Genomic DNA, 17,643 nt, shown 5'->3' with positions numbered 1-17,643 from the left:
ATCAGGACTCCTCGTCGATTACAGCATCGACGATCTGCTCGCGCATCTCATCGCCCTTGAGGTTCGCCTTCACGCCGACGTCCTTCGCGACCGACTGGAGGTCCCGGTAGGAGAGCATCTCCAGGACGTCCTCGAGGGTTTCCCGGCGCAAGTCCTCGAGTGTGTCGAGGGAGGGAGGGCCGTTCTCGACGATCGCTTCGGTGTCCGTTTCGGCCTCGCCGCCCTCGTCCGATTCCGTTTCTTCTTCTTCGTCCGAATCGGTGGATCCTTCCTCGGCCGTAGAGTCGTCGGTCTCGTCACCCATCCCCTCGTCGGACTCGTCGAGTTCGTCACCGGCCTCGTCCGCGACTCCCACGTCGCCTCCCGCTTCGCCGGCGGCGACCCGCTCGGCCAACCCCTCCTGGCCGAACTCCTCGAGCCAGGCGGCGATCGCGTTCCGGAGCGACACGACGAGTTCCTCGAGGAACGTACGGAGACTCAGGCCCTCCTCCATCGCGTCGGTAGCCGTCTCCTGGATCGCCCGGCCGAGGCGTTCGCCGATCGAGCGACCGAACTGCTCGCCGATCCGTGCGCCAGCGGCGGCGCCGATTTCGCCGGCCTCGACCTTGTCGCCGATACCGTCTCCGTTAATCACGGACTCAATGTCGACGTACTCGAGGGCTTCCTCGACGACGATATCCTGCAGTGTGGGGTCGTCGCTCATTCAGATCCCTCCGTGGACGGCTCGGCGACGGTCGATCCGCTTCTTTCGTCGTTCCACCTCGGGTGACAGTTTCCCTCGAATCGTTCGTTGAGCGCGGAAGGGGGCGTCACGACTCATCATTTTCGTCAGTGTCTTCGGCGTCATCCTCGTTACTCTCGCCGTCCTCACTGTCCTCGTTGTCTTCGCTACTTTCGCTGTCTTCTCCGCCCTCACTGTCCTCGTCTGACTCGCTGCCTTCGGAATCGTTCTCGCCGTTCTCACCGTCGGCCGCCTCGTCCGATTCGGCCTCGTCTTTCGCCGACTCGTCAGCGTCGTCCGTCTCCTCGGATTCCTCCTCGTCGCCCTCGAGGATCGAATCCACGATGACGTCACCGAGCAGTCGGCCAACCTCCTTGCCGACCGTCCGGCCGACCGTCGCACCGATGAGTCCGCCTAGCTCGGGCCCGATCGGTTCCTCCGAGTCGAACTCGTCCTCGAGGGAGGTGCCCTTGAGCAGCGATTCGAAGTCGATGCCGTCGATGATCTCGTCCACGTCGACGCGTTGGGTCAGTGTGTCGTCGGTCATGCAGTTGCCTCCGCTTCCTGGTCCTGCTCCTGATCCGGACTCTCCTCTTCACTATCCGATTCCTCGGCGCTCTCGTCGCCGTCGCCTTCCGACGCGGCTTCCATCCGTTCGATCACCTGCTCGAGGACCGACCGGACGATCGTCGCGAGTACCTGCTCGATCGGCAGCGAGGAGATGGCTCGCTCGAGCGGGTTGCGAAGGGTGTCGACGATCGAACGGCCGAGGCCGCGGAACCAGTCGGCGATCGAGGAGAGGATGCCGCCCTCGCTTTCCTCGCCGTCCTCGGCTTCCTCGTCTTCGTCGCCGTCACTCTCGCCCGAACCGATTCCGGGCAGGAGTCCGCCGAGTCGGTCCCGCAATCCGCCGAGGAGACCGGTCGCGGCGCTCTTGAGCCCACCGGGGATCTTCCCGAGCGCGTTCGAGATGCTCTCGAGCGGCGACCCCAGGCTATCGAGGAGGCCGGTTACCGACGACAACAGGTTACCGAGCAGGTTGTTGTCGCCCGGTCGGGCCGAGACGTCGAGGGTCACTTCGTTCAGGTTCACCTCGAGCCCGAGGACGTCCAGAAAGAGGCCGTCCAGGTCGAGGTGAGCGACGCCGGTGGCGTCCTCGCTCTCGTAGACCTCCTCGGCGTCGCGGTCGTGTTCTTCGCCGGGTTCCTCGCTCTCGTCTTCTGCTTCTTCCTCTGCCTCTTCTTCTTCGTCTGCCTCGCCGCCGTCCTCGCTCTCGTCGTCACCCTCGTCCGCTTCGTCGCCTTCACCGTCACCGTTCTCGGACGCTTCGTCGTCGTCAGCCGATCCGTCCTGATCTTCCGAGTCGTCGGGTTCTCCGTCGTCAGTTGCTTCGTCGGCGCTTTCGGACTCGTCCGCTGCATCACTCGAGTCCTCGCCGTCCTCGGCGTTCGCGTCTTCGTCGTCGGAATCGGAAGAGTCGTCTGTCTCTGCCTCTGCTTCGCCGCCGTCCGGCAGGAGCGTCCTGGGCTCGTCGCCCTCCTCGGCGACGGTGACGGCCGACGGATCACGGCCGACGTCACCCCTCGAGGTCTCGCGCTCGGCGGACGGCCTGTCGTCTCCACTGTGTTTCTGGGCGACCATGATAGTATCCGTGAGGATATACAATGATCTCGCCCGTGTCGTTTGGCCTTGCGTGTGCTATCCGCCGACGAACGACGAACGTTGAAGACAAGCAACGAGGACGTGCGTCGAGAACGAGGACATGCGATGAACGATGAGCGACGAGCGGTGGACGGAACCTCGAGTGTCGAAGCATCCGGCAGCGACACCTGGAGAGCGACCTCGGCCCTAGTTGGTCGGTTCCTGCACGATCGCGAACCAGAAATCCTCGATCGACCGGACGAACTGGAAGAAGTCGTCCGGGGTAACCGGTTTCTGGATGTAGTGATCTGCGTCGACGTCCTGGGACTTGACGATGTCCTCTTCGGCGTCCGACCCCGTGAGGACGACGACCGGAATCTCGGCGAGCGCCGGCTCGTCGTTCAGTTCCGAGAGGATCTCCATCCCGCTTTTTCCCGGCAACTGCGGCTCGAGCAAGACGAGGTCCGGACAGGCGTTCGATTCGTACTCGCCGCGTCCATGGAGAAAGTCGAGCGCGTCTTCGCCGTTGGTCACCGTGTACAGACGGTTCGCGAGTTTCGCCTCGTGCAGCGATTCCGTGAAGAGTCGCGTATCGCCCGGGTTCGGTTCGACCAGCAGGATCGTGATTGGCTCCTCCGTCCCCGCTTCCTTCGCACTCATTGCGGAGGGTAAACGTCGAGACGGTATAACCGCCTCGTTACTCGAGTGCGTCCACTCGATTCTGGTCTCAACCCGCTGAACTGGTTCAGCCGGCACCCGATTCTGGCGTCAGCACGTCGTTACTCCTGAATCCGGCGAAAAGACAATCCCTCAGGTCGGGTCGGTTCCCCTCGAGTCGGCGGCGCTATCGAATCTTCTCGCCGAGGCCGGCGTCGCCGTGGGTCGTCAACAGGTCTGCCTCCTCGCCCGCCGCGAGGATCATGCCGTTCGACTCGACGCCGAACAGTTCGGCGGGTTCCATGTTCGCCAGCAGGACGCACTTCGTCCCCGGCAGCGACTCGAGGTCGTGGAGTCGCTTGATTCCGGCGACGACCTGGCGGGTCTCGAAGCCAATGTCGACCTCGAGGCGAGCCAGGTCGTCAGCGCCCTCGATGCCCTCGGCGGCCTCGATTTGGCCGACGCGAATGTCCAGCTCCTGGAAGTCCTCGAAGCCGATTCGGTCCTCGAGCAGGGGCTCGAGGTCGCTGGTGTCAGAGTCGGCGTCCGCTTCCGTGACGTCTGCGTCGCTCATGTCGCCACCCTCGCACTCGTCGGGTTCGTCACTTTCGGTTTCGGTTTTGGGTTCCTGGCCCTCGTCCGCATCCGCGTCTTCAGCGGCCGCCGCAATCTTCTCCTCGAGCTTCGCCTCGAGTTCGTCGACGCCCTCGTCCTCGATCTTCTCGAAGAGTTCGCCGGGTTCCCCGAAGGTCCGCGGCGGCGCCTCGAGGGCGTCCTCGAGGTGGGTGTCCGCGACGGCGCCGTCCTCGCCGAGTTGCTCCCAGAGGGCCTGGGCCTTGCCGGGGGCGATCGGCTCAAGCAGGACGCCGACGGCCTTCGCGACCTGGACGCAGTCGCGGATGACCTGGGCCTGTTCGGGGTCGCCGTCCTCGAGCTTCCAGGGCTCGTTGCGCTGGATGTACTCGTTGCCGAACTGGGCGAGGCGGGTCGCGGCGAGGCCGACGTTGCGGAGGGAGTAGTCGTTGACCGCCTCGCGGAACTCGCCGATGGCGCCCTCGATGCGTTCCCGGACCTCATCTGAAACGGCTGCGTCGGGCGTCCCCTCGAAATTCCGCTGGGCGAACAGCAGCGAGCGGTACCAGAAGTTGCCGATCGTCCCGACGAGCTCGCCGTTGACCTTCTCCTGGAACGCCGTCCAGGTGAAGTCGATGTCCTGCTGGAGGCCGCCGGTCGTCGTCAGGTAGTACCGCAGGAGGTCTGGGTGGAATCCCTCCTCGAGGTACTCCCTGGCCCAGATGGCGCGATTCCGGCTGGTGGAGAGCCCCTTGCCGTCGATGGTGATGAAGCCCGTCGCGGCCACCGCTCGGGGGGCGTTGTAGCCCGCGCCCTCGAGCATCGCCGGCCAGAAGACGGTGTGGTGCTGGATGATGTCTCGACCGATGACGTGGACGATTTCTCCATCGTCCTTCCACACACGCTCCCAGTCGTACTCGTCGCTCCCGACGCGTTCCGTGTACTGCTTCGTGCTCGAGATGTACTCGATCGGTGCGTCGACCCAGACGTAGAGGACGATGTCCTCGGCACCACCGTCGCCGATGTCGGTATCGGGATAGTCGATCCCCCACTCCATATCACGGGTGAGACACCAGTCCTGGAGCCCCTCCTCGATCCACTGGCGAGGCTGGTTGCGGGCGTTGTCGGTGCCCTCGAGGCCGTCCAGGAACTCTGTCAGGTAGTCGGCGAACTCCGAGACTCGGAAGAACTTGTGGGTTCGCTCGCGGTACTCCGCCGGGTTCCCCGTGCGGACGCTCGTCGGGTTCTCGATTTCGCCCGGCTCGAGGTGGCGCTGACAGCCCTCGTCGCACTCGTCGCCGCGGGCCTTCGCGCCGCAGTAGGGACAGGTGCCCTCGACGTAGCGGTCGGGCAGATAGTCGTCGGCTTTCGGGTCGTACGCGACGAGCACCTCGTCCTCGTAGACGTACCCCTCCTCGTCCAAGGTGCGGACGATTTCCTGGGTGAGTTCGACATTCGTCTCGTCGTGGGTGTGGCCGTAGTTGTCGAAGTCGACGTCGAACTTCGGGAACGTCTCCAGGTACCGTTCGTGAAATCGCAGGGCGAACTCTTCGGGGTCGACGCCCTCCTTCTCGGCGGTGACGGCGATCGGCGTGCCGTGCATGTCCGAACCGCTGACGTAGGCTGTCTCCTGACCCAGCGTCTCGAGGGCGCGGTTGAACGCGTCGGCGCCAATGTAGCCTCGGAGGTGACCGATGTGAAGGTTGCCGTTGGCGTAGGGCAACCCGCAGGTCACCACCGCGGGGCGGTCCGTCGGGAAGTCGTCGTGGCTCATACTCGTCACCACTCGCCCGCGGGCGTAAAACCCGCCGGTTTTCGCCGCGTGGAGTGGGCAATTCCTGCCGGCTCGAGGGCGTCGAGACGGTCCATGCCAGGCGACGGACCGTTCTCGAGTCTCGTCGCGGACCGAGGCTGCTCGAGGATCGATGCCGAAATTCCCGACGATCCCGTCGTCGGTGGGAGGCTGTCCACCTCAACCAGACCCACTCGTCAAACAACAATAAATAATTAATCGACAGACTGCGTCGATGGGAGTTCAATAGGTATTTAATCAATTACCTGGAAACGCACACCCATGGTACGTGATACCTGGGCAACGCGGACGGGGTTCATCCTCGCCGCTGTCGGTAGCGCAGTGGGACTTGGAAACATCTGGCGGTTCCCCTTCCTGACTGGTGAGTCGGGTGGCGCCGTGTTCGTCGTCGTTTACCTGGCTCTCGTCGCGCTCATCGGCCTCCCGGTGATGCTCGTTGAGTTCGTCATCGGGCGACGGTCGGAACGGAATCCGGTCGGCGCGTTCAGACGCCTCGGCCACCCGTCCTGGAAGTTCGCGGGAGCCATCGGCGCGTTAGCGGGCTTCATCATCCTCTCGTACTACAGCGTCGTCGGCGGGTGGGTGCTCCAGTACATCGTGGCCAGCTTTTCGGGCGGGTACACCGGCGACACGGGAGCGTTCTTCGTGCAGACGGCGTCCGGCACGAATGCCATAATCTACCACGCTATCTTCATGGCGCTCGTCGCCGGCATCGTCTCGCTGGGCGTTCGTGACGGCCTCGAGCGAGCGGCCAAATTGATGGTGCCGAGCGTCATCGTGCTCCTCGTGATCCTCGCGGTCTACGCCGCCACGCTACCCGACACCGGCCCGGGGTACGAGTTTTACCTCTCGCCGAACGTCGACACGTTCGCCTCCGATGCCGTGAACATTCTACCCGCCGCGGCCGGACAGGCGTTCTTCACGCTGTCACTCGGGATGGGTGTCATGATCACCTACTCCTCCTATCTCGGCGAAGATCGAAATCTGCTCAACGACTCGCTCATCATCGTTGCCATCGACACGTTCATCGCGATCCTGGCGGGGCTGGTCACCTTCCCGTTCCTCGCCTCTCAGGGCCAGGATCTGGTGCAAGACGGCGGCGGGGCTGGCGCCGTCTTCATCAGTCTCGCGGCCGCGTTCGAGACCATGCCCGCCGGCCATCTCGTGGGCGGTGTCTTCTTCATCATGCTGGCGGTCGCCGCGCTCACCAGCGCGTTCAGCATCCTCGAGATGGTGGTCTCGTTCGTGGTCGATACCTTCGACATCGCACGTCTCCCGGCGACGCTGGGGCTGGCGGCGATCATCTTCGTCATCGGCCTGCCAACGGCGATGGACCTGAACTACCTCGACGCCTACGACAAATTTGCGAACAACATCTTGCTGATCGCTGGCGGACTCGTGCTCTCGCTATTCATCGGGTGGGTGTACGCCTCCGACGCCCTCGAGGAACTCGGCCAGGGGCGCGGCGGAAACGGTGGGTTCGACACCTACTGGATCAACGTCGTGAAGTACGTCGTGCCGATCGCCCTCCTCGTCACGCTGGCGCTCGCAATTCAGGAGTACGTCGAGTTCATCCAGGGAACGTTCTTCTGACGGTCGGAGACGACGTCGTTTTTCCAGCGTTCGGTTTGCACGGGATCCCTGGGCCGAGGCGCCGCCGATCAGTCGTTCGATTCTCTCCACTCAGTCGTCGCTGCCGCCGCTGGTCTCGGCCCGTTCGGCCATCATCGAGGCGGCGAGTCCGGTCCAGTCACCCCAGTGGAACCCGGCCAGGGCCACCGCTGCCCAGCAGACGTAACACAGGACAATGCCGACGTAGACGCCGAAGAGCCCGTACTCGAGGGTGACCCCTAGCAGGTACGACCCGCCGAGCATGAAGACGACCGTCCCGCTGAGGCGGGCGTAGAACGGCGTCCGGGTGTCGCCAGCCCCGCGCAGGGAGCCAGCGATGGGAAAGAAGATCCCGAAGAACAGCATCGAGACGGCGAACACGCGCGTGAACTCGACGGCGTAGCTCGCGGTTAGCGGATCGCGCGTGAACACCCACACGAGCGGTCGTGCGGCTGCGAACAGCAGGACGCCCGAGATGCCGAGGGTCACGATCCCGAGGGCCAGAATCGACCGGGCGGCGTGACGCGCCGCTGCGGGCTCGCCCTCGCCGAGCGTCTGGCCGACGATGATGCTCGAGACGGTCGAACTCGAGCGATAGAGCGGGCCCGTAAATTGTTGATAGATGCGGCGACCGATGTGGTAGGCCGCGTTCGCCTCGGTGCCGAACAGGAGGATCAGGGCGTTGAACGGGAAGTTCGCGAGCGAGGTGCTCATCCCCTCGGCGACGTTCGGCAGGCTGACGGCGAATAGCTGGCGGGTAATGGTGAGGTCCCGCGGCCGAGCGAGCGAAACCGGTGTCCAGGGGCTCGCGATGGCCGCGACGACTGCGCCGGCCTCGACGGTTCGACTGGCCGCCGTGGCGACGGCCACGCCGACGATTCCCATGTCGGGGGCGACCCAGATACCGAGTCCGAGCGCGACCGTCAACACGACGTTGAGCCCGTTCGCCCCGCCGTTGACGATCATCGGCGTCCGCGTGTCGCCGGCGCCCTGTAGCGCGTTCGCCCCGACGAGCCCGACGATGCGCATCGGCGCGGCAGCGAAGACGATCGCCAGGTAGAGCCCGCCGAGACGCACGACCGCCGCCTCCGCCCCGAGCACGGCGATCAGCCAGTGGCTGGCGACCAGCCCGACGATGGCGAGGGGGACGCCACAGAGGGCGCCGATGAGCAGCGCCTGGGTAATCGCGCGGTCGCGCGTGCGTTCCGCGCCCCGGCCCGTGTCCTGGCTCGAGAGTGCGATGGCGCCGGTTCCGAGGCCGAGTCCGATCCGGAGGGGCAGTTGCCCGTAGAGGTCCGCGAGGCCGACCGCGGCGACTGCCGCGGGCGAAAACAGGCCGGTGACGATGACGTCGACGGTCCGCATCAGGGTCGTCAGCGTCTGCTGGACAGCGACGGGCCAGCCCAGGCGCAACGCTCGCCGCCAGACCTGCCGAACGCTCTCGTCGACTCGGAGCATCTACTTGACGAAGGGGACGTCGACGCTTAATTGCCCGCGGTCGTGGCGAAACGGTCGGTCGTCTCGTCCGGCGAGCGCCCCTCGAGCGAACAACCCTGTCTCCGCCGGAAAGCCGGAAACCAGTTCGACACGGGTGACTCGGGAGAGGGAGTGTCGTCGACAGGAGATCCCGGAAGACTGCGTGACGCGATACTCGAGCGGCCTTCTCAGTCGCAACTCGAGACCGGTACCGCCGCCTGCGACGTCAGTTCGGCCAGGTCCGCGAGGAACGCCTCGAGCATCGCTCGCGTTACGTGCGGCATACACACCACGCGCAGTTCGCCCGACCCGGTCCGAGAAATTCGCCAGCCTGCCTCGCGAAGCGCCTCGAACGTCGGCGTCGGGACGTCCGCCGCGATCAGCGGGAGCGTCGGCTCGACGACGTCATAGCCGAGTGCCTCGAGTTCGTCGGCCAGCCACTCGGCGTTCGCCTGCGAGCGCTCGTACTGGGCGGCGTACCCGCCGGGCCAGAGTTCCTCGAGCGCGGCGACCGTACTGGCGACGCCCGCCCCCGACCGCGTGCCGGTGAGCGTGGCCTGCGAGGTCGTCTCGAGGTAGGGCGTGTCGACGGCGAGTTCGTCGAGCAGGGTCTCGTCCTGGACGAGGAGGCCGCCTGCCGGGACGGCCGCCTGGCCCATCTTGTGCGGATCGATAGTCATCGTGTCCACGCTCGCGTGCGCGAAGTTCCACTCGTAGTCCGTGAAGGGGAGGACGAAGCCGCCCCAGGCGGCGTCGACGTGAAAGAGCGCGTCCACCTCTCGAGCGACCTCGCCGAGTTCCGGGATAGGATCGACGCGTCCGTACTCCGTCGATCCGGCGACCCCGACGATCAGGGCGGTCTCCTCGTCAATGGCCTGGCGAACGGCCTCGAGGTCGACGCGGTGGTCGTCCTCGGTCGGGACGACGCGGAGGTCGACCTCGAGCACGGTCGCGGCTTTCCGGAAACTGAAGTGGGCGGACTCGGGCATCACGACATTCGGACGGTCATCGTCGGCGCGCTCGCGAGCGATTCTGACGGCCTGAAGGTTCGCCTCGGTGCCGCCGCTGGCGACGTACCCCGACGCCTCGGCGAGTCCGGCGACGTCGCCGAGGCGCGAGACGGCCTCGCGCTCGAGTTCCGAAACCTGCGGATAGGTGCCGGGATCGCCGGGATTGGTCGCGAGAAAGCGGACGGCGGCCTCTCGAGCGACCGGGTGTGGCTCGGTGCACATAGAGGAGAGTACCCGATCGAACGACTGCGGCTCGGCTCGCATATGCCCAAGGAGGGGGAGGGCGGTTTAGTGATTGTTGTTCTTGTTCGCCCGTGCGGGAACGGACCGTATCGAGTGCGAGAAGTCCGCCAGCGGGTCACCGACAGTAGGAAGCGCCAAAACCGAGGCGTTCCCGACCGTTTCACCGAGGTAACCGTCGGGTAATTCTCGAGTACGCTCGAGCGGTTCGAACGGGAAGCGACGGTTTCGTCTCAACACTATCGACGCACACGACCCAAATCGGCGGTAACGAGCCATTATTCGCAGTCCAGTCCGATGGTCGGTTGTCTCTGAAACTCTTCAACCCACGAATAATCGTTCAAAAATACGTGGACGAACCCAACAGTTCGAAGTAAACTACATAAATTTAATGAGTGTGATAAGAAAAAGTTTATGTGCGAAAGGCCGGGTTACGCAAGTGCATGGCGCAGAAGTCCCCCACTACCGACGTTGAATCTTCGACTACCCTTCGAAACTCGCTGGTAAGCCGTCGTTCCTACGTTCGATCGATCGCGACGGCCGCGGTCGCAGCGGGCGTCTTCGGTGGCGTTGCTGACGCCGCGGCGGCAGAGAGCGACTACGAAACGGTGACCCTCGACCCCGGCGAAGACCACCAGGTCACCGTCGGAGATGGCGAGACGCTCGAGAACGTCCTGTTCGACTGTACGGCCGAGGGCGCGCGCGTGACCATCGCGGCCCACGCGACCGACTGGACGATCCGCAACGTCGGTATCAAGGGTGAGTTCGACGTCGGGTCTCCCGACGCAGCCTTCGGGATTTCCGACCAGGGTGGCAACACCTCGACCATAGAAAACGTGTACGTGGCCGACGGCGCGATTCACGGCTCGGAAGCTACCGACGAGACCGCCTTCTGGGTCTCCCCGGAACACAGCGGCCACATCGACTTCAAGAACGTCAACGTCCAGAACTTCCCGGACAACGGCATCTACGCCTCCGCGCCGGCCGGCAAGGGTGGCGGCACGATCCACATCGACAAGTGCTACGCCGCGAACAACTACGTGGCGAACTTCCGAATCGGCTCGGCGGGCAGCGCCGTCACGAACTCGAGCGTCCACGTCGACCGCGACGGCTACGGCGGCCGCGGCATCTGGGTGTGGGCGCCCGGCGATTGCGAGATCGACAACTGCCAGCTCGAGCTTGGCGGCCACAACTACGCGATCGACGCGGGCGCGAACGGGAGCGGGACGTCGGTGACGGTGACCGACACCGACTACAGCACGGACTTTCACGGCGGGGTCAACGAGACCGCCGGCTCGAGCGTCGACTTCGGCGACGGCGTTGGGAACGACCCCGAGCCGACGATTCCCGACGGCGTCCCCGAGACGGCCGAGGACGCGGCGAACGGGAACTGAGTCGCCCCGTTTTGCTGACGTAGCGACCGTAGCGGCCCTCCACGTCGCCAACGCGACTCTCATTCTGCGTTCCATCGCTCTGACGGCACCTGCCACTCCAGTGTCCCATTCGAGCGACGCGGAACTCGCTCGAACGCGCCGAAACCACCTCCGCGCTCGATAGGTCACTGGAACGACCCGTCGTAACCCAGGATTACACTCGAGGCGGCGCTCACTCGTTCATCGGTGGGCGAAGGTCACGGCAGCCAGTCTATCGCCTCGTTCGGCCGTCAAGACGCGTCTCGAGCAGTAAAATACAATTACTACCGTCCGTTGCGCCGTCGATCGTATAAACTATTGTGAGTAATCGTTCTTGCTTTCGAAAGGGTACGTTCCGATTCCTGTTATTCTCTGTAAATTCAATCGATTCTATCTACGGAAGATTTAAACCAGTATCCTCGCATTACCCGAACGCATGGCACGCGACTCTTCGGTACTGGACGACGATTCGGCTGCGGGACACGACGGGAACGTCCCGCGAGACGGTAATACCACGTTACTCGATCGACGAAGCTACCTCAAGCTCGCGTCCGCGAGCGCGGTGGCGGGTCCGGCACTCGCCGCCGCCACCGGCAACGCTGCGGCGGCCGACTACGACGTGGTCACGGTCCCCGCAGGACAACGTGAAGTAATCCGTGTCGAGTCGAACGAGACGCTCGAGAACACGCTCGTCGACGTCACCGCCGACGGGGCAACGGTCACTATCGCCGCCCACGGCACGAACTGGACGATCCGAAACGTAGGGATCGAGGGCCGCGTCACGAGCGAGAACGCCGCCTTCGGCGTCTCCGATCGTCAGGGTGGCACCTCCAGAATCGAGAACGTCTACCTGGGCGACGGCGCGACGGACGGCCACCGCCACGGCGTCGGTCTGTGGGTCGCCCCCCAGCACAGCGGCCACATCGAGATCGATCGGGTCAACATTTCGGAGATGGGCGACAACTCGTTTTACTGCTCCGCGCCGGGATACAACGGCGCCGGCGGAACGGTCGACATCTCGAACTGTTACTCCCGGGACTCCTGGGTATCGCACTTCCGACTCGGCGAGGGGACGGTCACGAACTGCACGGCCGTGAACACGGGCGCGCACAAAGACGGCCGCGGCATCTGGGCCTGGGCACCCGGCGACGTCGTCGTGGAAGACTGCAACCTCGCGATGAACGGCCGTCACTACTCCGTCGTCGTCGGCGCCAACGGCGGCTCCTCCACCGTTCGGATGGTGAACACGCAGTACGACACCGGCTACAGCGGGGGCTTCAGACGAGCAGGAGGCTCGATCGACCTCGAGTCGGGCAACGGCACGTCGCCCGAAGACGTCGTCCCCGAGGGCTGTCCCACTAGCGCGGAGGCGGCCGCGTCGGGAAACGCGAACAGCGGTGAGAGTCGGATCGAACGCGCGACCGACCAGCGCGACTCGGCGGAGCCGGCGGACCTCCCCAACGTCATCGTCTTCGACGGTCGCGACGCGTCCACGGCGACCACCGACTACGCGTTCACCGTGACCGGCGACCTCGAGTCGTCCACGGACGAGGGGGCGACGATCGACGAGGAATCGACGGTCGACGGATCGAGCGCCGAGGGCGTCGTCGCGAACTACCTCGACGCCTACCGCTTCGACGGCGAACTCGAGAGCCTCCAGCTCGACGGGGACGCCGCGGTTCGCGTCAACGGCGTCGAGATCGATCCCAGCGAGTTCGACGACAGTCTCGAGAACGTGCTCCTCGTCGAGGGCGCGGACGCGGACGTCACCCGCTACGAGTTCGTCGTCGACGGCGAGGTCGTCCCGTCGAATTACGAGGGGGCGACGATCGACGACGCCGACGCAATTACGGACGGTCACGTCCACGGAACCGTCGCGAACTGGAAGGACGCGTTCCGCTTCGACGGCGACCTCGAGCAGCTGACCGTCGACGGCCCCGGTGCCGTTTCCCTCAACGGCGAGGAAGTCGACCCCGGCGAGTACGGCGAGGACCTGCCGAACGTCCTCGAGATCGAGGGCACCGGCGAACCCGCGAGCTACGAGGTCACGGTCGAGGGAACGATCGCGTACGAAGGCAACGACGACGACGAGGTAACGGTCCGCTCGGGGACGACCGTCCAGAGTTCGATCCTCGACGGCACCCAGCGATACCGGTTCTCCGGCGCACTCACCGACGTGACCTTCACCGACGGTGCGGCGGCGGTTCGATTCAACGACGAGACGGTCGATCCCGACGAGACCGGCGACGACGAACTCCTCCCCCACGTGTTCGTCGTTGACGGGACGAACGCCGATGGTCCGTCGACGTACTCCCTCCAGGTGGACGGGTGCGTTCGCAAGGCCGACTATCGAAACGCCTCGGTCGACGAGGGCGACCTGCTCGAGGACCGTACCGTCCGCGGCGCCGTCGGCAACTGGCTCGACGCCTACTGGTTCGACGGCGACCTCGAGGACTTCACGCTACTCGGCGACGCCGAGGTCGACGTCGTCTACAACGCTCGGGACCAGTAAACCAGTTCGGCGATTCGGCGGTACCTCACGACGCGATGCGGATCGAACGAAACGAGGGCCGTTCTAATTCTACGGAGACAGATCAATAGTATAATACGTCGTAGATGACAACCTGGGCGCATGTCTATGCCCGAAGCGCCCGTCGATCAGGACTCCGGTCCGGTCGTCGCCGCGACCGACGTACGTCGGACGTACCATCTGGGCGAACCCGTCCACGCCCTCGACGGCGTCTCCCTCGCGCTCCCCGAGGGGTCGTTCACGGCCGTCATGGGGCCGAGCGGGTCGGGGAAGAGTACGCTGATGAACCTGCTCGGTTGCCTGGACACGCCGGACGAGGGAACCGTCGAAATCGACGGAACGTCCGTCGCGGAGCTCGCCGGAACCGAGCGCGCACGACTTCGAGGCACCGAAATCGGGTTCGTCTTCCAGACGTTCAATCTCATGCCCCGGCTGACCGCTGCCGAGAACGTCACCCTCCCGATGGTGTTTCACGACGCCGTCGACGAGAGCCGGCGAGATTGGGCGCGCTCGCTGCTCGAGCGGGTCGACCTCGGCGATCGACTCGACCACGCGCCAAACGAGTTATCGGGCGGCCAGCGCCAGCGGGTCGCCATCGCCCGCGCGCTCGCGAACGAACCCGCGCTCGTCCTCGCGGACGAGCCGACTGGAAACCTCGACACCGAGACGGGGGCCGAGATCATGGCCCTCTTTCACGCCCTCAACGAGGCCGGCCGGACGATTCTCATGGTGACCCACGAGCGATCGGTCGCTGAACACGCCGACCGGATCGTCCACCTCGTCGACGGCCGAATCGACGAGATCGAGCACCTCGATGGCCAGCCGTCCGGCACCGATGGCGCGGAGGGAGATCGATGAACCTCCGGGAGAGCTTCCGCATCAGTTGGCGGTCGATAGCCGGGCACAAACTTCGCTCGACGCTGACCACCCTCGGCGTCATCATCGGCATCGCCTCGGTCATCACGTTCATGATCCTCGGGGGCGCGTTCACCGACGACATCCTCGGCGACGTCGGCGAGGAGAACGCGCCAATCATGCAGGTCCAGACCCAGACCTCGCCGGAGGCGGGCACCGGCATCATGATCGTCGACTCGCCGATCTACACCGAAACCGACGTCGAGACCATCGAGTCCATGGACGACGTCGCCTACGTCGCGCCGCTCGGGGACCTCTCGGCCGTCCAGTTAACCCGCGGGGACGACCGCGTCACCGGCGGTTTCACGGCCATCGCGACCAGCGGGGAGCGATTCGAGGACGACGACCTGTACACGCTCACCGAGGGCGAGACTTTCACCGGGGGCGACGAGGCCGTCGTCAACACCGGTGCCGCGCAACTGTTCGAGGAGAACGTGACGGTCGGAGATGAGCTCACCGTTGCCCTCGAGGACGGCTCGCGGACCACCGTCACTGTCGTCGGCGTCGTCGATGAGGACCTCACGGGGCAACCCGTTCAGCCCGCAGTCTACCTGCCCCTCGAGTCCCACTACAACGTCACGGTCGAGACGCCCCGCGGAACGATGGAGCGGGCCTATCCGACGCTCGAGGTCCAGGCGAGCGGGCTCGAGACCGTCGACTCCGTCCAGGACGACGTCGTCGAGTACTTCGAGAGCGACTCGGACGCACGAGAACTCAAGAACGACGGCGACCGGATCGAGGTGCAGACGATCCAGGACGCGATCGATCAGGTGACCGGCATCATCGACCAGCTCACGGTCTTCATCGGCGGCATTGCCGCCATCTCGCTGGTCGTCGGCTCGATTGGCATCGCCAACATCATGATCGTCAGCGTGACCGAACGAACCCGCGAGATCGGGATCATGAAGGCTGTCGGTGCCCGAAAACGGGATATCGTCCAGCTGTTCCTCGTCGAGTCGGTGATTCTCGGCGCCGTCGGCGCGGTCTTCGGCGTCGCCCTCGGCGTCGGAGTCGGCTACCTGGCCGTCTCGGTTCTCGGGTGGCCGATGGTGTACCCGCTCGAGTGGATTGCCATCGCGGTCGCAGTCGGCGTTGGCGTCGGCGTGCTGTCCGGGCTCTACCCCGCCTGGCGGGCGGCCAGGGTCGATCCGATCGAGGCGCTCCGCCGCGAATAACCAAGTCACTCGAGCCCGTACCGGTATCCATGTTCGCGGACAGAGCCGACGCCGGGAACCAGGTCGCCACCGAACTCGAACGACGGGGCGTCGAGGCCGACGTCGTCCTCGGCATTCCGCGTGGAGCCCTTCCCATCGCCCGACCGGTAGCCGACGCGCTCGAAGCCGAACTCGACGTCGTCGTCGCGCGAAAGATGGGAGCGCCGTCGAACCCCGAACTCGCCATCGGGGCCGTCGCGAGCGACGGCGCGGTCTGGCTCAACGACTCGCTCGTCGAGCACCTCTCGGTCTCCGAGGACTATCTCGAGGACGTGCGCGAGCAGGAAGCCGAAAACGCGGCGACGAAGGCGGCTCGCTACCGCGACGAGGGCGAGGCAGGAACGCTTCCCGACCTCGAGGGAAAGCGCGTCGTCGTGGTCGACGACGGGGTCGCAACGGGGGCGACGGCCATCGCCTGTCTGCGCCAAGTACGTGAGGCGGGTGCGGCCCACGTCACCCTCGCTGTTCCCGTCGGCTCGCCGGATTCGATTTCCAACCTCGAAGACGAAGCCGACGCGGTCGTCGCACTCCAGACGCCGGCAGGCTTTCGCGCGGTCGGTCAGTTCTACCGCCGGTTCAACCAGGTGAGCGACGAGGAGGCGATGGCGTATCTGGATCGGTAGCGACCCAGCCGTCACTCGAGTCGACGGACGAAAAACGAGATACCGCACGAGAATCGATCGTTTCGAGACCGAGGAGAGCTAATCGCTCGCTCCCGAATACCACGTAAATACGGACAGGTCTTGCGGAAACAGTGAACGGTATCGTCAGCCCTTCTTCCGTACGGAAACGAGGAAGTCCCACAGATGGAACTCCCGCAGCACGGCCACGATCTGCTCGAGTCGACCGCAGCGACGTACCGGGTGCTCGACGTCATCCACGCCGTTCCACCGCACGCCGTCTACGAGGTCAGCGTCGACGGCCGGCGAGCGGTGGTGAAAGTCGATCGCGGCCCCCGCGCGAACGCCGCGGTCGAGGGTCGCGTGCTCCGGCACGTAAGCCGTGAAACCGACGTTCCCGTTCCGACGGTTCTCGCCGTCGGAGCCGGTGGATTCGTGGCCGCCTACCGGGACGACGCTCCCGCGGATCCCCCGGCGACGTGTCGACTCGAGCCCGAGTGGCTTCGGGCCGCCGGCCGAACCCTCGCGCGACTCCGCGAGGCGGCGACGTTCGACCGACCGGGACTCCTGACGGTCGACGGGGACCCGACGGGGCCGGACGCCGATCTCGCAGTCGATTCCCCGGTCGACGCAACGTGGAGCGACGCGCTCGACGACCTGCTCGCGGTGTACGAAGACGCCGTCTCGGGTACGGGGTACGCAACGGTCGTCGACGACGCGCGAGCGTTCCTCGCGCGTCACTCGCTGCGGTTCAACGACGCTGATCGTCGACAGTCGTCGCTGCTCCACGGCTGGTTCACCCCCGAACACGTCTCCGTCCGCGCCGGCGACCCGTCGTGCGTCATCGACTTCGAACACGCCCTCGTCGGCGACGGCGAGTGGGACTACTGGCGAGCCGCGATCCCGCTTTTTCACGGTCCCCGGTGGGAGACGCCCGAGGACGCGGAAGCCGTCTTTCGGGACGGATACGAGTCGGTACGCCCTCTCTCGAGCGGGTTCGAGGCTCGAGCGCCAGCGTACCGCGCCTTCGTCGCCGTCTCGCACCTCGATTCGTTGCACACCCAGCGAGGTATCGACGACGAAACCCACGACATGGCGACGTTTCTCGAGAACGAGATCGAAGCGACGCTCGCGGAACTCGAGCGTGCCTGGGCGTGAACGGACCGTCGACTCCCGAGGGCCCAGTGAATCCACTCCGGCTGTCGAACGG

15 protein-coding genes are annotated in these 17,643 nt (G+C 65.3%); 7 read left to right on the top strand and 8 right to left on the bottom strand.

The window, feature by feature from the left end:
* Window position 1: 1 nt before the first annotated feature.
* The 6 genes from AC6I65_RS04830 to AC6I65_RS04805 all read right to left on the bottom strand — a co-directional run bounded on the left by AC6I65_RS04830 (window position 2) and on the right by AC6I65_RS04805 (window position 5,563).
* A complete protein-coding gene (locus tag AC6I65_RS04830) occupies window positions 2-703 on the bottom strand; it encodes a hypothetical protein (RefSeq protein WP_497902924.1) in 702 nt (233 codons plus the stop codon).
* A gap of 106 nt (window positions 704-809) precedes the next feature.
* Window positions 810-1,268: a hypothetical protein gene (locus tag AC6I65_RS04825; protein WP_497902923.1), complete on the bottom strand. Its 459-nt coding sequence runs from the start codon at window positions 1,266-1,268 to the stop codon at window positions 810-812.
* The gene (locus tag AC6I65_RS04820; protein WP_497902922.1) at window positions 1,265-2,386 is read right to left on the bottom strand and encodes a hypothetical protein; all 1,122 of its coding nucleotides are present in this window, start codon (window positions 2,384-2,386) and stop codon (window positions 1,265-1,267) included. The genes AC6I65_RS04825 and AC6I65_RS04820 overlap by 4 nt, the downstream gene beginning before the upstream one ends.
* 183 nt (window positions 2,387-2,569) lie before the next feature.
* Entirely contained in the window at window positions 2,570-3,022 is a 453-nt protein-coding gene (locus AC6I65_RS04815) for a response regulator (protein WP_497902921.1), read from the bottom strand.
* 184 nt (window positions 3,023-3,206) lie between these two features.
* Window positions 3,207-5,366 carry a methionine--tRNA ligase gene (metG, locus tag AC6I65_RS04810; protein ID WP_497902920.1) on the bottom strand — a complete coding sequence of 720 codons (2,160 nt, stop codon included), beginning with the start codon at window positions 5,364-5,366 and terminating at the stop codon, window positions 3,207-3,209.
* A 5-nt stretch (window positions 5,367-5,371) separates the two neighbouring features.
* Window positions 5,372-5,563: a hypothetical protein gene (locus AC6I65_RS04805; RefSeq protein ID WP_497902919.1), complete on the bottom strand. Its 192-nt coding sequence runs from the start codon at window positions 5,561-5,563 to the stop codon at window positions 5,372-5,374.
* A 103-nt stretch (window positions 5,564-5,666) separates the two neighbouring features.
* On the opposite strand from AC6I65_RS04805, the gene AC6I65_RS04800 reads away from it, so the two are divergent.
* Complete coding sequence (locus AC6I65_RS04800) at window positions 5,667-6,998, top strand: sodium-dependent transporter (protein WP_497902918.1); 1,332 nt, start codon at window positions 5,667-5,669, stop codon at window positions 6,996-6,998.
* 90 nt (window positions 6,999-7,088) lie between these two features.
* On the opposite strand, the gene AC6I65_RS04795 is transcribed toward AC6I65_RS04800, so the two are convergent.
* On the bottom strand, window positions 7,089-8,474 hold the full coding sequence (locus AC6I65_RS04795) for an MATE family efflux transporter (protein ID WP_497902917.1): 1,386 nt from the start codon (window positions 8,472-8,474) through the stop codon (window positions 7,089-7,091).
* Between the two features lie 206 nt (window positions 8,475-8,680).
* The gene (mfnA, locus tag AC6I65_RS04790; RefSeq protein ID WP_497902916.1) at window positions 8,681-9,766 is read right to left on the bottom strand and encodes a tyrosine decarboxylase MfnA; all 1,086 of its coding nucleotides are present in this window, start codon (window positions 9,764-9,766) and stop codon (window positions 8,681-8,683) included.
* A gap of 419 nt (window positions 9,767-10,185) precedes the next feature.
* On the opposite strand from mfnA, the gene AC6I65_RS04785 reads away from it, so the two are divergent.
* From AC6I65_RS04785 to AC6I65_RS04760, 6 genes are all read left to right on the top strand, one after another.
* The gene (locus AC6I65_RS04785) at window positions 10,186-11,136 is read left to right on the top strand and encodes a hypothetical protein (protein WP_497902915.1); all 951 of its coding nucleotides are present in this window, start codon (window positions 10,186-10,188) and stop codon (window positions 11,134-11,136) included.
* A gap of 454 nt (window positions 11,137-11,590) precedes the next feature.
* Window positions 11,591-13,666 (top strand): right-handed parallel beta-helix repeat-containing protein, encoded by a 2,076-nt coding sequence (locus tag AC6I65_RS04780; protein WP_497902914.1) that lies wholly within the window; start codon window positions 11,591-11,593, stop codon window positions 13,664-13,666.
* 120 nt (window positions 13,667-13,786) lie between these two features.
* Window positions 13,787-14,542: an ABC transporter ATP-binding protein gene (locus AC6I65_RS04775; RefSeq protein WP_497902913.1), complete on the top strand. Its 756-nt coding sequence runs from the start codon at window positions 13,787-13,789 to the stop codon at window positions 14,540-14,542.
* Window positions 14,539-15,774, top strand: a complete 1,236-nt coding sequence (locus AC6I65_RS04770) for an ABC transporter permease (protein ID WP_497902912.1) — start codon at window positions 14,539-14,541, stop codon at window positions 15,772-15,774. Before AC6I65_RS04775 ends, AC6I65_RS04770 begins: the two co-directional genes overlap by 4 nt.
* A 29-nt stretch (window positions 15,775-15,803) precedes the next feature.
* On the top strand, window positions 15,804-16,436 hold the full coding sequence (locus tag AC6I65_RS04765; protein WP_497902911.1) for a phosphoribosyltransferase: 633 nt from the start codon (window positions 15,804-15,806) through the stop codon (window positions 16,434-16,436).
* Between the two features lie 183 nt (window positions 16,437-16,619).
* Window positions 16,620-17,591, top strand: a complete 972-nt coding sequence (locus tag AC6I65_RS04760) for a phosphotransferase enzyme family protein (RefSeq protein WP_497902910.1) — start codon at window positions 16,620-16,622, stop codon at window positions 17,589-17,591.
* Window positions 17,592-17,643 lie beyond the last annotated feature (52 nt).

Source organism: Natronosalvus sp. KLKA75, from assembly GCF_059736265.1.
Note: the sequence above shows the minus strand (reverse complement) of the source record. Positions and strands in the feature narration are given on the sequence as shown.